Raw genomic sequence first — 15,638 nt, 5'->3', positions numbered from 1 at the left:
AGGTTTTTGGAAGGAATGAAAAATAAGAAGTTAACACTTGTTATTTTTTTAGGATTCAAATATAAACAAAAAGCAGTAATAAAGTATTTTCTTATTAAATAAATCTTAATATCAAAACAATCCTTCGCTTTTTTTAGCGTACAAACTAAGAGGCTATCCTAATTTTGGAAACCATAAAAGCAATCAGGACTCCGAAAATCCCAATAAAAGCGAATGAAAACTGAAGTCCGAAAGTTTCAGCGATATGTCCGATAACCGGTGGTCCCATTAAGAACCCCAGAAAACTTACACTCGAAACAATAGTTAAGGCTTCCCCGGGTGGAACTGTTGGATTTTTCCCTGCCATGCTATAAACGGTAGGAACTATAGTGGCAACTCCTAAACCAACTGCCATAAAAGCAATCGTACAAGGGATAAGATAAGGAAGAAAAACAGCTGTAAAAAGCCCGGCCGAAATCATAACACCACTGATTTGCATCACGCGTTCACGTCCGAATTTATTGATCAAGCCGTCTCCCAGAAAACGTCCGCTTGCCATCATAATCATGAAGGAAGTGTATCCCAAAATCACCAATGGACCAGGTGCTTTTACGATATCTTTAAAGTATACACCGCTCCAGTCAAACATTACACCTTCGCTTGCCATACTGCAAAACCCAATCACTCCAAGCCAGATTAAAGCGCTGTCCGGTTTTACAAATAGTTTCTTTTTCTCGCTCTTGACTTTGATTTTTTCCTTGGCTTTGATTAAAAACTTAAAGTTAAAAGCAATCATTATTAATACGACTCCTGCCACAATCAAAAAGTGATGAAGAGGACTTAATTTTAGAGCCAGCATTCCCAATCCTACCAAAGCCCCGGTAAATCCTGCAAAACTCCACATGCCATGAAAAGACGACATGATTGTTTTCCTAAAAAGAACTTCGGTATAAACGCCTTGTGTATTGACCGCGATATTGGCCAGATTTCCAAACAATCCAAACAGAAACAATCCTAATGACAATTGTAAGGCCGTAGTAGCCAAACCTAAATTGGCCAGACACAAAACATACATGATTAAGGAAAGAATCAAAATTCGATGACTGCCAAATTTCGTAACCATCTTGCCTGAGAATGGCATAATCAGCAATTGCCCCATCGGCAAAGCAAAAAGAATAGAACCGAGATCTCCTTCCGTTAAATGTAATGCCGTTTTAATGTCCGGAATCCTACTTGCCCAGGTCGCAAAACTTAAACCCATTCCAAAATAAAACATCCCAACTGCCAAGCGAATTCGGTTCAAATAGGAGATTTTAGCTTCTCTGTAAGCTTTCTTAATTTTTCCTTTGGTCTGGAATAATGCTAATGGATTGAAGTCGATCAAAATAATTCGTTTTGGATTTAACACTATAAAAGTACTAAAAAGCTGCTTTATGGCCTATAAAACCTGAGTATTACTCGATTTACAACGTTGTATGTTTATAATTTTTTTGAGAGACGAAGGTTCTGAGACGCAAAGGGGCAAAGATTTTTTGTCGTTAACTGCTTCTGGTTGTTTTACTTTATAGATTATGCTACTTATTTTCAGATTTCAAGAATTAAAAAATCTCTGACAATCTGTTTTACTCCTCAAATCTCTGAGTAACTTCACGATAAATTAATTACTTTTTGCTGCGTATGACTTGCAATTGCCGCTTCGATAATCTGCATTACTTTTACTCCGTCCTGTGCGGTAACCGGTTCTTTTTCATTCTTTACGATAGCCTCATAAACACCATCAAAGAAGGAAAAATAATTGCCCTGAAGCGTTGGGATTTTTTCCCTGATTACTTCTCCCTCAATTTCCGTGTGTAAAAGGCCTTGCAAGGCTTCTGATTCTGTTCCCCAAGATTCCAGATTTGGTTTTTTACTCAATTTTAAATCATCTTCCTGAACATCTCCACGAGGTTTTAAAAATGATCCTTTTTTACCGTGAAGCACATAAGCAGGATTGGCTTCTCTCACAAAAAAACCGGCTTTCAAGCGAACTCTGAAATTTTCGTAAATCAGCAATAAATCAATCCAGTCGTCCACCAAAGTATTTGATCTGGTAAAACGAATGTCTCCAAAAACTGCATTTGGAGAACCAAACAAACAAACGGCCTGATCAATTAAATGAGGACCTAAGTCTTTCAGGATTCCGGCACCATCATTTACAGTTTCTTTATGTGCTTTAGGACTTAATAACGGATTGTATCTGTCAAAATGAAATTCAGCTTCGATCAAATCTCCTAAAACCCGATCATTGATTACTTTTTGAACCGTTTTAAAATCACTATCCCATCTTCTGTTTTGAAAAACGGCCAATTTCAGTCCTTTTTCTTTTGCAATTGTATCCAGTTCCTGAGCTTCGGCTGCTGTTGTGGTAAAAGCTTTTTCAACTACAGCATGTTTTCCGCTCAAAAGCACTTGTTTTGCATACTCATAATGCGTTCCCACTGGGGTGTTTACAATCACCAGATCAACGTCATCCGCCAATAAATCCTCAATCGAAGCATAACTTTTTACAGCCGGATAGTCCTGCTGAATGAGTTTTTTGCTTCTTTCCCAGGAGCCCAATAATTCAAACCCTGGGTGTATGTCTAAAAATGGAGCATGAAATACCTTCCCTGACATTCCGTATGATAATAGTGCTGTTTTTATTTTTTGCATTTTATGTTTAGTTTTTTGCCACAGATTATTGTGATTAAAAAGTATTTTATTTCTGTCATGACCCGAGCAATAGCAAACGGACAAAGTAATTCACGAATTATGTTAAGTTTTTAAACACAATAATTTGTATAAATTCGTGAATTTGTGGCGAAAAAAAATATTATAGTTTCGCTCTTTCGTATTGTTTTGGCCACTGAATATCGTCGTTTAATTCTTTAGCAAAATCTAAAGGCAAATTCGGATTTCTGAGCGATTCTCTAGCAAACAAAATCACATCGGCCTGACCATTTTTCAAAATTTCTTCGGCTTGCTTTGCTTCTGTAATTAAACCGACAGCCCCTGTTAAAATAGAAGCCTCTTTTTTAATTTTGGCGGCGAAAGGAACCTGATAATTGGGTTGCAAAGGAATTTGCTGATGCGAAACTAATCCGCCTGACGAGGTATCTATTAAATCCACACCTTTCTCTTTTAAGAGTATCGAAAGTTGTACGGATTCTTCCGGATTCCATCCTCCTTCTGCCCAATCTGTAGCTGAAATTCGAACAAACAAAGGCAAATCAGACGGCCATTCGGATTGTACAGCTTCAACAATTTCTAAAGTCAGACGGATTCTGTTTTCGAAACTTCCACCATATTCGTCATTTCTGACGTTTGTTAAAGGCGATAAAAACTGGTGCAGCAGATATCCATGTGCTCCATGAATTTCCATGACTTGAAAACCTGCTTTAACAGCTCTTTTTGTTGCTGCTTTAAAATCTGAAATTACTTTTTGAATTCCATTTTTATCTAAAGCTTCTGGAAGAAAAGGCTCATCATCATGATACGGGATCGCACTTGCCGAAACAGTCTGCCACCCACCTTGTCCAATATTTAATTTTTTATTGCCTTCCCACGGAATCGAAACACTTGCTTTTCGTCCGGCATGTGCCAATTGAATTCCGGGTATAGCCTTTTGAGAAAGAATAAATTCGTTAATTGTTTTTAATTTTTCAATATGCTCGTCTTTCCACAAACCTAAATCAGAAGGTGAAATTCTGGCTTCAGGAGAAACTGCAGTAGCTTCCTGGATGATTAAACCCACTCCGCCACTGGCCCGGCTGCCTAGATGAACCAAATGCCAATCGTTTGCAAATCCGTCTGTTGCCGAATACTGGCACATGGGCGAAATAACGATTCTATTTTTTAAAGTAATCTTTTTTATGGTTAAGGGAGCAAATAATAATGAGGTCATATTGTAACTTTTAATTGTTCTCGACCGCCTGTTGGCTATGACGGTACTCTAAAAAGTAAAGTTACGGTATCTGCTTAAAAGTAAAAATCCAAATGTTTATTAATTAACAAACATTTAAAACAAGTTTCGCTTGTTCCAAAGCGTATAGTATCCCTTTTTTGATCGGGCTGAATGTTAGGATTTCAGGATTTTAAAATATTAAAGTATTTCGTCAATCATTTTTTCCACCAAATCATGAGCTTTTTTTAATGAGCCACAGTCAATAATACATGACCCATCACTTTCGTCACGAAATAAAACACTGCCATAAATATTGAACAGGCATAAAAAACAATTAGTGTCCCTAAAAACAAGCTTTCAATTTTTGCCATTTTCTTTCTCATTCCAGTTTATTTTAGTTTAATTGTAAAAGAAAAAAGCAAACAAAACTAAATTCTTTATAAGTATTTTACTACAACAAACTTACAGGAGTTCCGTCCAATAACATTGGACGGAACTCTCAACCTCCAAAAATTTCTTTCCTTTCTTCGTCTTTAATTATACTAAGAGAATAATGCACTACTAGCTCAAAGGACGTTTCATAATAAAAACTCTCTCTTTTTTTACAATATTTTAACGGCGCATCAAATCCTTTAATTATTTCCAGCTCATTGTAAAGCTGGCTTCTGCTTAGAAACATTTTTTTTGCAAAAGCAGCCGGCGAACCTGTTTTCTCCTCACAGATTAACTGATGAATCCTCTTCATTCGCTCTATTTTCTTTATAAAACTCATCGACTATCGTAATGAATAAGTGAGACATAAATCTTCCAAAATCGAATCTTTCTCTAAATAAAGTTCCACGTTTAAAAAGCAGGAAAACTACAAAAGCATTTTACAAAAAGCTGCCTCAATAAGCCATAAAACTATCATGATGAGACTTATTTTATATTCATCTGTCCTTATATATATGAAGTAAGAGAGAAGAACCGCTTTTCTTCCTTTTTACGAAAAAGAATTTAGTTCTGTCTTAAAAAAATAAGAATGAAGTATTAACAAACATTTAAAACCTTATGTATTATATTGCACTATCAAATTAAAATAGAAACGTTACTTTTGTGCGTTAAATACGAACTAAAAATACAAAATGGATATAGTTATCAAACTCTCTCAATTTCTATTGAGTTTATCTTTACTTATTATTCTTCACGAATTAGGGCATTTTATTCCCGCAAAATTATTTAAAACAAGAGTCGAAAAATTCTACTTATTTTTTGACGTTAAATACTCTCTCTTAAAAAAGAAAATTGGCGAAACAGAATACGGAATCGGTTGGTTACCCCTTGGAGGTTATGTGAAAATATCCGGAATGATCGATGAAAGTATGGACAAAGATCAAATGGCTTTACCTCCACAACCTTGGGAATTCCGTTCGAAACCGGCATGGCAGCGTTTAATTATTATGTTAGGTGGTGTTACGGTAAACTTTATCCTGGCGTTTATTATTTATATTGGAATGGCATTTGCTTACGGTGACACTTATGTGGCCAATGCAGATCTGAAAGATGGTGTTTTGGTTGAAAACCCTGTAATGCTAAAAGCAGGTTTCAAAACCGGAGATAAATTTCTGGCTGTTGACGGACAAAAAATAGAAAATTTCGATAATGATATCAACATGAAAATTATCATGGCCAAAGAAATCTTAATCGAAAGAAACGGACAACAGCAAACTATAAAAATGCCAACTGACTTTGTCGATCAGTTGTCAAAACAGGAAAAGGCACCTCTTGTAAACATGAGAATCCCTTTTGCGGTAGCAAGTGTTACAGAAGAATCCGGAAATACAGCTTTAAAACCAAAAGATTTAATTGTTAGCCTTAACGGTCAGGACTCAAGATACTATGATCAGGTAAAAACGATTTTAGAAAGCAACAAAGGCAAAACTATTCCTGCTGTTGTTTTACGCGATTTAAAGAAAGTACCCATTACCGTTAAAGTTTCTGCGGCAGGAAAGCTAGGTGTTGGCGTTGGAGGTTTAAATATCGAATCCTTAGAAAAATTAGGATACTATAAGGTAAGCACTAAAAGCTACACTTTCTTAGAATCCATTCCGGTTGGACTTACAAAAGGTAAAGATCAGTTGGTAGGTTACGGGAAACAGCTTAAAATGATTTTCAATCCTGAGACAAAAGCTTACAAACAAGTGGGTGGTTTTGCAGCTATTTTCAACATTTTTCCAAGCAGCTGGAGCTGGGAAACCTTCTGGTCGATCACTGCTTTATTATCAATTATGCTTGGAGTAATGAATTTATTGCCAATTCCTGCTCTTGATGGCGGTCATGTAATGTTTTTATTATACGAAATAATTAGCGGCAGAAAACCGAGTGATAAATTCCTTGAAAACGCCCAAATGGTTGGTTTCGTTTTACTTATAGCACTACTTTTATTTGCTAACGGGAACGACATTTATAAGGCAATTGTGAAATAGAAAAAAAAATCAATAAAAAGTGCTAAAATATTTTTGAGAAACTAAAAAACGTCTTATATTTGCACTCGCTAAAAAGAACAGCAACTTCCTCCTTAGCTCAGTTGGTTAGAGCATCTGACTGTTAATCAGAGGGTCCTTGGTTCGAGCCCAAGAGGGGGAGCAACTTTTTAGCAAACATATTTACCTTTAAGGTGATTCCTCCTTAGCTCAGTTGGTTAGAGCATCTGACTGTTAATCAGAGGGTCCTTGGTTCGAGCCCAAGAGGGGGAGCTTACTAAAAACCACTTACAAACGTAAGTGGTTTTTTTTTTTACTCTTTTATTTTATTCCAGCGCACAGACCATACCCGAATCTTATTCAGCCGTCTCCCCAAAACAGGATCAAGAACAAAACCTGGGGAGGAATGTCAAAATAAAATTAGAAATTTGTAATCTAAGAATTAGATATGACACCTATAGAGCTTTTAAAATTTATGCTTCCTGATTTTTTAGGATCAGGTTCAAAAGTTGGGGATTAAGCAAAAAGATTAGATAATCTGAACAAGAAAAAATCTATATTGCTCACTCCTCTAAATTGACTTCTAAAAGCTTTTATTTTAGCATTGAAAGATTCTGCCGAAGCATTTGTGCTTCTATTATCAAAATAGTTTAAGATTGACTGATAATTAATAGTTATGGTATTGAGTAGAATATTAAAGTTTTTAAAACCTGATTCTTCTACATTTCTATACCAATGTGCCAGTTTGGTCATGGCAATATGTTTGTCATTGTAGTTATTGTAAATTCCTCGAAGCTGTTGGTTTAAATTGTAAGCTGTTTTAATGTCAGGATATAGTTCAAATACCATTTGTGCTCTTTCTTCTTGGCTCCGAGTCCATTTTTCGCGAGACTTATAAAGTAGATACCTACTTCTGGCTAATAACTGTTTAACAGAATCTCCGTTAGGTAAAAGCTGGGGAATGTATGTTTTGTTTTCTAATTTGGCTTGTAGTATCGATTGATTCTCAAAGTCCATAGCTTCCCAGCGATGTTTGATTCTAATCTCTTGTACTGCTTCGAGTGCTAATTTTTGAACATGGAACCGATCTGTAACCTGTATGGCTTTAGGAAAACATTTCTTAGAGATTAGCTTCATGGAATTAGCCATATCGAGCGTTATCTCTTTGACAAAAGATCTTTTCTTGTAATCAATCTTTCTGATGTGTTCTATAACCTGATCTGCTTTAGTTCCGGCAACAATAGCTACCAGGCAACCTTTTTTGCCTTTGAATTTCTTGTTGGTCAGGATAGTATAAAGTTCCCCCTGAGACAAAGCCACCTCGTCAATGGATAAATGAGTGCCCATGTTTTCAGGGTAAATCATCCATTGGTGCGCATGTTCGCGTGGAGCCCATGTATTAAACGAGCTTAAATGTTTTTTGTATTGTCTTTGGAGTCTCTTTCCGTTAACTCCGAAAAAGCCTCCAATAGTATGACAATCTGTAGCACTCTTATCTATTAATTTCTTTTAAAAAAGTCGCAAACTCCTGAGTCATGCGAGTTCCTTTAGCAACTAAAGTCCAATCTCTTTTGATGATTTCTCCATTGGTTTTATTAGTCCAACGGCGTCTTTTGATGTGTAAATACACAAATTTACCTCTTAATGGAAAATCCTGAATAGTAATCTCATCAAGAAACCCCTTAGAAATCAATTCAAAAGAATTAAACTCTTGTGGAGGTTTTATTTTTTCTTCAAAATACAGATGCAATACTTCTTCTGTGTTAGTGGTAGAAACTACTTCAAAGTATTCTATTAAAAAATCAGGAAGCATAAATTTTAAAAGCTCTATAGGTGTCATATCTAATTCTTAGATTACAAATTTCTAATTTTATTTTGACATTCCTCCCCAGGTTTTGTTCTTGATCCATTTTTTAATAGAATACTTTGAAGTAGTTTCTACCACTAACACAGAAGAAGTATTGCATCTGTATTTTGAAGAAAAAATAAAACCTCCACAAGAGTTTAATTCTTTTGAATTGATTTCTAAGGGGTTTCTTGATGAGATTACTATTCAGGATTTTCCATTAAGAGGTAAATTTGTGTATTTACACATCAAAAGACGCCGTTGGACTAATAAAACCAATGGAGAAATCATCAAAAGAGATTGGACTTTAGTTGCTAAAGGAACTCGCATGACTCAGGAGTTTGCGACTTTTTTAAAAGAAATTAATAGATAAGAGTGCTACAGATTGTCATACTATTGGAGGCTTTTTCGGAGTTAACGGAAAGAGACTCCAAAGACAATACAAAAAACATTTAAGCTCGTTTAATACATGGGCTCCACGCGAACATGCGCACCAATGGATGATTTACCCTGAAAACATGGGCACTCATTTATCCATTGACGAGGTGGCTTTGTCTCAGGGGGAACTTTATACTATCCTGACCAACAAGAAATTCAAAGGCAAAAAAGGTTGCCTGGTAGCTATTGTTGCCGGAACTAAAGCAGATCAGGTTATAGAACACATCAGAAAGATTGATTACAAGAAAAGATCTTTTGTCAAAGAGATAACGCTCGATATGGCTAATTCCATGAAGCTAATCTCTAAGAAATGTTTTCCTAAAGCCATACAGGTTACAGATCGGTTCCATGTTCAAAAATTAGCACTCGAAGCAGTACAAGAGATTAGAATCAAACATCGCTGGGAAGCTATGGACTTTGAGAATCAATCGATACTACAAGCCAAATTAGAAAACAAAACATACATTCCCCAGCTTTTACCTAACGGAGATTCTGTTAAACAGTTATTAGCCAGAAGTAGGTATCTACTTTATAAGTCTCGCGAAAAATGGACTCGGAGCCAAGAAGAAAGAGCACAAATGGTATTTGAACTATATCCTGACATTAAAACAGCTTACAATTTAAACCAACAGCTTCGAGGAATTTACAATAACTACAATGACAAACATATTGCCATGACCAAACTGGCACATTGGTATAGAAATGTAGAAGAATCAGGTTTTAAAAACTTTAATATTCTACTCAATACCATAACTATTAATTATCAGTCAATCTTAAACTATTTTGATAATAGAAGCACAAATGCTTCGGCAGAATCTTTCAATGCTAAAATAAAAGCTTTTAGAAGTCAATTTAGAGGAGTGAGCAATATAGATTTTTTCTTGTTCAGATTATCTAATCTTTTTGCTTAATCCCCAACTTTTGAACCTGATCCCCAAAACACCTGACAACCTACAACAACCATTTTTTAAACGAAGCTAAAGCTAAAACTTTCGTTTTTGATACGGAGTCCCCTCCCCGTCTTCACAATGCCCTTTTAAGACTCAAAAGAAACATCGCCCAGTTGTAATTACACCATTGATAGAATTCCGTTAACTCACGCCAGCCAAAATGCCTCAAAACAACTGCCACCACCCCGTCCTTCTCCACTAGATCAAACGAAATACCCGTTCCAATCCATTCCGGATCTGATTCCACACATTCCCACACTATTCTTTTATCAGGAGACAATTCAACCACTTTCATTCTTGTCACATCCTCATCTCCGAAACCAAACTCATTGACAAAACCCACTTCCGGCTTAACAACTAATTCCTCCGTCCAGACAGCTGCCAAACCTTCCTGCGTCGTCAACACCTTATAAACCTCCGCGATAGGCACTTTAATATAATTGATATGCTCTATTTTTTCCATTTTCACAACTAGATTATTGTTCACATACCCAAAGTTAACAAGTTTTACATCACTCCAACACAAGCCGTTATCTCAAAATTCCAAGAACCTTAATTCACCACTCCACCAAAGAACACATCCCTTTACAACATCAATAGACCGCAAACCCACACAAACACAACAAAAAAAAACCCGCTATGAGAAGTGTTCATTTGCAACGCTGTGCGAATATCCCTGACTTCGCACCCGCAAAGTGATTAAGTTTTCCTGTAGAAGATGTAATTTGGAAATGACTATTAATACATAGAGAATTAAGAAAAGTCAGGAGACTTATACAGGCTTAAAGTTTATTAGAACTAAAGGTTAAAAACGCAAAGTCAGGAGACTTTGCGTAGCGGGAGGTGATTCAGATCCAAAAATCAAGAAATATTTAAAAAATCATATTAAAAATGATCATAAAATTCTTGAAAATAGGCAGTATGAAATTGTAGAAAATATTGAGATAAACGAATTACTAACAAGAATGAAAAGTGAGTAAAGCAAAGAAAACACCCTTTTTTAAAAGATAACCTAGAAAACGAGTAATAAAAGAGCTGTCGTATTCGGGCAGCTCTTCATTGTTGTTTGACTTAATTTTTAACTATTCCGATTGGCTTTACATTATCCACGCTCTTAGTATATTCTCAGGATTATCATTATTGTAATCAATAATCCTTCTATCATACAAACCTTGATCCTCTTTATATCCTTTCTTTTCTAAATCAGCGATGGAGTTGTTGACTCCAAAATAATAGACTGTATATTGAGGTTTTACCTTATTTAATACAATGATATTATTTCTAATATGTAATTCTCTTTCTTCGCTCAAATTAGCTAATTTTTGAAACAGTTTATTTGTAAAATCTTCTAATAATATTGATATCATATGTCTGTTAAATTAAATTATTGATATACCTTAATGTCTCTTTTAAGGGATTTCTTGTAATTATATAATTTTCTAGCTGTACAATGTATGTTTTTTGTGTTAATTTAAAAAATGAGAAGTGTAGGATTTTGAAAGTTTATTGAAACATGTTTCAGTAACAGGGGGCAATATTCAAATCAAAGATCAAATTCAAAATTTATGAAGCACAAAAAAAAGCCCCTTCTTTTCAGAAGAGGCTTTAAGTACCCGGAGCCGGAGTCGAACCGGCACGGTTTCCCACAGGTGTTTGAGACCAGCGCGTCTACCAATTCCGCCATCCGGGCTTAGCAGACGAAAAAACAATCAAGATTTGATTATTTCAACGCAATAGAATAAGTTTATTATGATATCATAACTGTGCTTATTCCTTTAACACGGTGCAAATGTAAAAAATAAAATTAAAAATTCTAATAAAAATACTTAATTTTTTCCTTTCAGTGTCCAATAAATTTTCTAAATTTGCACCTCGTTAAAACGAAGCACACACAACTAACTACAAAACAACAAATTAAATGTCGCACCTAGAACCAGAAGCTAAAATTTTTGCTTGTTCACAAAGTGTCTATCTTGCAGAAAAAATTGCAGAACAGTACGGAATTCCGTTAGGAAAAGTAACGATGTCGAAGTATAGTGATGGAGAATTCCAACCATCGTACGAAGAATCAATAAGAGGATTACGTGTTTTTATCGTGTGTTCAACTTTCCCATCTGCTGATAATTTGATGGAATTGTTACTCATGATTGATGCAGCGAAACGTGCATCAGCAAGACACATTACAGCTGTCATGCCATATTTTGGTTGGGCAAGACAAGACAGAAAAGATAAACCAAGAGTTCCGATTGGAGCAAAATTAGTAGCTAATTTATTAGATGCTGCCGGAGCGACAAGAGTAATGACAATGGATTTGCACGCAGATCAAATTCAGGGGTTTTTCGAAAAACCGGTAGATCATTTATTTGCATCTACAATCTTTTTACCATACGTAGAAAGTTTAAAGTTAGACAATCTAACCATTGCATCTCCGGATATGGGAGGTTCAAAAAGAGCATATGCTTACTCTAAGTTTCTAGAATCAGATGTAGTAATCTGTTACAAACAAAGAAAAGCAGCCAACGTTATCGACACTATGGAACTAATTGGTGAAGTAAAAGGCCGTAACGTAATATTAGTAGACGACATGATCGATACGGGTGGAACATTAGCTAAAGCCGCAGATTTAATGATCGAAAAAGGAGCATTAAGCGTTAGAGCCATTTGTACACACGCCATTTTATCAGGTGAGGCCTATGAAAAAATTGAAAACTCTAAATTAAGCGAATTAATCGTTACCGATTCTATTCCTTTAAAAAGAGAATCAAAGAAAATAAGAGTCGTGAGTTGTGCACCTCTTTTTGCCGAAGTTATGCACATGGTGCACCACAACAATTCCATCAGTGGAAAATTTATAATGTAAATTTTGGCCGTAAGCTTTAAGCAATAAGCCGTAAGCACTCCAATAGTTACTTTATAAAAAGCTTAAAGCCTACAGCTTAAAGCTTATAGCAAATGAAGAATATTTATTAATAACTATATTTTTTTTACAATGAAATCGATTACAATTAAAGGATCAGAAAGAGAAAGCGTGGGCAAAGTGTCAACTAAAGCCTTACGTAATGCTGGAGCGGTTCCTTGCGTGTTATACGGAGGAAATCAGGCAGTACACTTCTCAGCAGACGCTGCAGCGTTCAAAAACTTGGTTTACACTCCAAACGCACACACAGTTGTGATTGAGCTTGGAAAAGGAAAATCATTTACAGCAGTTTTACAAGACATTCAGGTTCACCCTGTTTCTGACAAAATTTTACACATTGACTTCTTCCAATTATTTGATGATAAAGAAATCACAATGGAAGTTCCTGTGAAAATTGTTGGTACATCTAAAGGTGTTCTTGCAGGTGGTGTTTTACGTTTGAACCAACGTAAATTAAAAGTTAAAGCTTTACCAGCAAATCTTCCTGATTTTGTTGAAGCTGACATTACTCCACTTGAAATGGGTAACAAATTATATGTTACTAAAGTTGGAAAACCAGAGTACAAAGTTATGCACCCGGACAACACAGTAGTTTGTCAGGTAAGAATCTCTCGTGCTGCTATGAAAGCTGCTCAAGAGGCTGCAAAAGCTGCAAAAGCTCCTGCAAAAGGAAAGAAAAAATAATTTTTTTCAATTCAAAATACAAAGCATCAATCGAAAGGTTGGTGCTTTTTTTTTGAGGTTCTGAGATACCAAGGCACTGAGATTCTAAAGTTTTTTTACTACAGAACGGCTTCGACTCCGCTCAGCCGGACACCCTTAATATTTGTCGAACGTGTCGGGCTGAGCGGAGTCGAAGCCCTCTAAAGCTAATTATCTATTTTTTTTTAGAAGCAGAACATCCCGTTTTCATAAAACGCGACATTCCTGCCATCCGCTATATCTTTTTATCCGCAAAAAAAAGCGGCTAAAAAGGATGCCGCTGCTGTCAGGGCTAGCCAGAAGTTTCGTTTTTTTATTAGACAAGAGGCACAAAGTTGTAATGGTTTTTAAACAATCTTATCCGTATGATAAAAAATAATCCGTGTAAATCCATCCAAATCCGCGTCATCAGCGTGCCATTCTTTGCCGTTAAAAGCAAATTATCTAATTAACAAATTGGCACATTCTTCAATTAACCCTATTTTTGTACCATGATAAAATGGATGACAAAACTGTTTTCATCAACACAAAAAGAAGAGAACGCTGATTATATGAAAAAATATTTAATCGTTGGATTAGGCAATATTGGTGCCGAATACGTAAATACACGACACAACATAGGTTTTAAAGTACTTGATTTTTTAGCTAAGAAAGAAGGTCTTTCATTCGAAACCGTAAAACTGGGTGCTTTGGCCGAATATAAATTTAAAGGAAGAACTTTTTTTCTGCTCAAACCAAACACCTATATGAACCTGAGCGGTAAAGCCGTAAAGCACTGGATGGACAAAGAAAACATTCCATTAGAGAATATCCTGGTAATTACAGACGATCTAAACCTCTCTTTTGGAACTATCCGTATCAAACCAAAAGGCAGCGACGGAGGACACAACGGACTTAAAAACATCAATTTAGTTTTAAATACCCAACAATATACCCGCTTTAGATTTGGGATCAGCGATCAATTCAAAAAAGGACAACAGGTAGACTACGTTTTAGGAGATTGGGACGAAGAAGAAAAAGCAAAATTGCCCGAACGTTTAGAAGTCGCTTCAGAGATTATTAAATCTTTTGGTACCGCCGGCTTAGAAAACACGATGACGACTTTCAACGGAAAATAAAGAATTCCAATACGTTAGCATTCCGAAAAACCAATTATCAATTAATTAAATGGAATAATAACGAAATAGTATTTCCAATTCCAAAGTTAAATGTCTAAATTTGGAATAAATAATTATAAATCATAAAATCATAATATCATGGCTTTTGAATTACCTCAATTACCTTATGCATATGATGCATTAGAACCACATATTGATGCCCGTACAATGGAAATTCACCATTCAAAACATCATAATGCTTACACCACAAATCTTAATGCAGCAATCGCCGGAACAGATTTAGAAGGTAAAACTATCGAAAACATCTTAATCAATCTAGATAAATCAAATGCAGCAGTTCGTAACAATGGTGGAGGTTTTTACAACCACAATTTATTCTGGACTGTAATGTCTCCAAATGGCGGTGGATTACCAACAGGTGATTTACTTGCTGCTATCGAAGCTTCTTTTGGAACTTTTGAAGAATTTAAAGCAAAATTTGCTAAAGCCGGTGCTACACAATTTGGTTCAGGATGGGCTTGGTTATGCGTACAAAAAGGTGGAAAATTAGACGTTTGCGGAACTCCAAACCAAGACAATCCATTAATGCCGGAAGTAGGCTGTAATGGGACTCCAATCTTAGGAATGGATGTTTGGGAGCACGCTTACTACCTAAACTACCAAAACAGAAGACCTGATTATATTGAAGCTTTCTTCAACGTAATCAACTGGACGGAAGTTGCAAGAAGATTTGCTTTAGAGAAATAAGAAAATAGAGTAAAGATTATAGAAAAAAGACGAGTGCCAAATGGTACTCGTCTTTTTTTATCGTTTAATTTTCCGTTGAACACTTCAATTTACATAATACTGGATATGACCAACATGTAGATCAGCAGCGCCATAAAAAACAATACCAAGTTAATATTACGCAATTCTTCCTCTTTCTTCATTTGCAAAGCTATGGTTTCAGCAAACATATAAGCAAACCATACTATCGGAGCAAATATACTAAGCAACAGAAATTCAAACTCACTTCTATTACTCAAATCAGGAAGTGACAATAGCAAGAGTGGCCCTCCCGCAATAACGACCAAAATTACAATCCGGACAAGTAAATGTCTGATTCTACTTTTTGCTTTTAGAATTATACCCCTTGAATTTGCATTATCTGTCTCAAAAGACTCATTAAGTTCCTGATTCATTTTTTTTTCGAGTTAACCTTGTTCTTCCTTTATTATTCACACAAGAAGCATTGTACTTCTAATTGAGTCCTAATATACCCTAAGAAACAGCAATAAAAAAATTATAAAAAATGAAATATGTGA

At 35.7% G+C, this 15,638-nt stretch carries 16 protein-coding genes and 3 tRNA genes; 9 read left to right on the top strand and 10 right to left on the bottom strand.

Going from position 1 to position 15,638, the window contains the following annotated elements; translation table 11 throughout:
- Positions 1–145: 145 nt before the first annotated feature.
- The 4 genes from LNQ34_RS09045 to LNQ34_RS09030 all read right to left on the bottom strand — a co-directional run bounded on the left by LNQ34_RS09045 (position 146) and on the right by LNQ34_RS09030 (position 4,646).
- Entirely contained in the window at positions 146–1,363 is a 1,218-nt protein-coding gene (locus tag LNQ34_RS09045) for an MFS transporter (protein WP_202703787.1), read from the bottom strand.
- A 263-nt stretch (positions 1,364–1,626) separates the two neighbouring features.
- Positions 1,627–2,670, bottom strand: a complete 1,044-nt coding sequence (locus tag LNQ34_RS09040; protein ID WP_229999346.1) for a Gfo/Idh/MocA family protein — start codon at positions 2,668–2,670, stop codon at positions 1,627–1,629.
- Between the two features lie 160 nt (positions 2,671–2,830).
- Positions 2,831–3,901 (bottom strand): NADH:flavin oxidoreductase/NADH oxidase, encoded by a 1,071-nt coding sequence (locus LNQ34_RS09035; RefSeq protein WP_202703785.1) that lies wholly within the window; start codon positions 3,899–3,901, stop codon positions 2,831–2,833.
- Between the two features lie 499 nt (positions 3,902–4,400).
- Entirely contained in the window at positions 4,401–4,646 is a 246-nt protein-coding gene (locus LNQ34_RS09030; RefSeq protein ID WP_229999344.1) for a hypothetical protein, read from the bottom strand.
- A 379-nt stretch (positions 4,647–5,025) separates the two neighbouring features.
- Between LNQ34_RS09030 and rseP the strand changes: the two genes are divergently transcribed.
- The 3 genes from rseP to LNQ34_RS09015 all read left to right on the top strand — a co-directional run bounded on the left by rseP (position 5,026) and on the right by LNQ34_RS09015 (position 6,636).
- Entirely contained in the window at positions 5,026–6,366 is a 1,341-nt protein-coding gene (gene rseP, locus LNQ34_RS09025; protein WP_202703783.1) for an RIP metalloprotease RseP, read from the top strand.
- A gap of 86 nt (positions 6,367–6,452) precedes the next feature.
- A tRNA-Asn gene (locus LNQ34_RS09020) sits at positions 6,453–6,526 on the top strand.
- Positions 6,527–6,562: 36 nt separating this feature from the next.
- Positions 6,563–6,636: transfer RNA gene (locus LNQ34_RS09015), tRNA-Asn, on the top strand.
- A 243-nt stretch (positions 6,637–6,879) separates the two neighbouring features.
- On the opposite strand, the gene LNQ34_RS09010 is transcribed toward LNQ34_RS09015, so the two are convergent.
- Complete coding sequence (locus tag LNQ34_RS09010) at positions 6,880–7,833, bottom strand: ISAon1 family transposase (RefSeq protein WP_428979061.1); 954 nt, start codon at positions 7,831–7,833, stop codon at positions 6,880–6,882.
- A 22-nt stretch (positions 7,834–7,855) separates the two neighbouring features.
- A complete protein-coding gene (locus LNQ34_RS09005; protein ID WP_229998832.1) occupies positions 7,856–8,203 on the bottom strand; it encodes an ISAon1 family transposase N-terminal region protein in 348 nt (115 codons plus the stop codon).
- Positions 8,204–8,258: 55 nt separating this feature from the next.
- On the opposite strand from LNQ34_RS09005, the gene LNQ34_RS09000 reads away from it, so the two are divergent.
- Together LNQ34_RS09000 and LNQ34_RS08995 are read left to right on the top strand one after the other, a co-directional pair.
- Positions 8,259–8,582 (top strand): ISAon1 family transposase N-terminal region protein, encoded by a 324-nt coding sequence (locus tag LNQ34_RS09000; RefSeq protein WP_229999342.1) that lies wholly within the window; start codon positions 8,259–8,261, stop codon positions 8,580–8,582.
- Positions 8,575–9,558, top strand: a complete 984-nt coding sequence (locus LNQ34_RS08995; RefSeq protein WP_428979062.1) for an ISAon1 family transposase — start codon at positions 8,575–8,577, stop codon at positions 9,556–9,558. The genes LNQ34_RS09000 and LNQ34_RS08995 overlap by 8 nt, the downstream gene beginning before the upstream one ends.
- Before the next feature lie 112 nt (positions 9,559–9,670).
- Here LNQ34_RS08995 and LNQ34_RS08990 read toward each other — a convergent pair whose 3' ends face one another.
- The 3 genes from LNQ34_RS08990 to LNQ34_RS08980 all read right to left on the bottom strand — a co-directional run bounded on the left by LNQ34_RS08990 (position 9,671) and on the right by LNQ34_RS08980 (position 11,287).
- Entirely contained in the window at positions 9,671–10,084 is a 414-nt protein-coding gene (locus tag LNQ34_RS08990) for an SRPBCC family protein (protein ID WP_229999340.1), read from the bottom strand.
- A 610-nt stretch (positions 10,085–10,694) separates the two neighbouring features.
- The gene (locus tag LNQ34_RS08985) at positions 10,695–10,964 is read right to left on the bottom strand and encodes a hypothetical protein (RefSeq protein WP_202703528.1); all 270 of its coding nucleotides are present in this window, start codon (positions 10,962–10,964) and stop codon (positions 10,695–10,697) included.
- Positions 10,965–11,207: 243 nt separating this feature from the next.
- A tRNA-Leu gene (locus tag LNQ34_RS08980) sits at positions 11,208–11,287 on the bottom strand.
- 228 nt (positions 11,288–11,515) lie between these two features.
- Between LNQ34_RS08980 and LNQ34_RS08975 the strand changes: the two genes are divergently transcribed.
- From LNQ34_RS08975 to LNQ34_RS08960, 4 genes are all read left to right on the top strand, one after another.
- Entirely contained in the window at positions 11,516–12,457 is a 942-nt protein-coding gene (locus LNQ34_RS08975) for a ribose-phosphate pyrophosphokinase (protein WP_017494542.1), read from the top strand.
- A 129-nt stretch (positions 12,458–12,586) separates the two neighbouring features.
- The gene (locus LNQ34_RS08970) at positions 12,587–13,198 is read left to right on the top strand and encodes a 50S ribosomal protein L25/general stress protein Ctc (protein ID WP_202703529.1); all 612 of its coding nucleotides are present in this window, start codon (positions 12,587–12,589) and stop codon (positions 13,196–13,198) included.
- A 509-nt stretch (positions 13,199–13,707) separates the two neighbouring features.
- The gene (gene pth, locus LNQ34_RS08965) at positions 13,708–14,334 is read left to right on the top strand and encodes an aminoacyl-tRNA hydrolase (protein WP_229999337.1); all 627 of its coding nucleotides are present in this window, start codon (positions 13,708–13,710) and stop codon (positions 14,332–14,334) included.
- Positions 14,335–14,472: 138 nt separating this feature from the next.
- Positions 14,473–15,081 carry a superoxide dismutase gene (locus tag LNQ34_RS08960; RefSeq protein ID WP_202703531.1) on the top strand — a complete coding sequence of 203 codons (609 nt, stop codon included), beginning with the start codon at positions 14,473–14,475 and terminating at the stop codon, positions 15,079–15,081.
- 89 nt (positions 15,082–15,170) lie between these two features.
- Here the strand turns inward: LNQ34_RS08960 and LNQ34_RS08955 are convergent, their stop codons facing one another.
- On the bottom strand, positions 15,171–15,515 hold the full coding sequence (locus tag LNQ34_RS08955) for a hypothetical protein (protein WP_202703532.1): 345 nt from the start codon (positions 15,513–15,515) through the stop codon (positions 15,171–15,173).
- Between the last annotated feature and the right edge of the window lie 123 nt (positions 15,516–15,638).

Source organism: Flavobacterium lipolyticum, from assembly GCF_020905335.1.
GTDB classification, from domain to species: Bacteria; Bacteroidota; Bacteroidia; order Flavobacteriales; family Flavobacteriaceae; genus Flavobacterium; species Flavobacterium lipolyticum.
The sequence above is the reverse complement of the archived record's forward strand: the minus strand, read 5'-3'. Positions and strand labels throughout refer to the sequence as shown.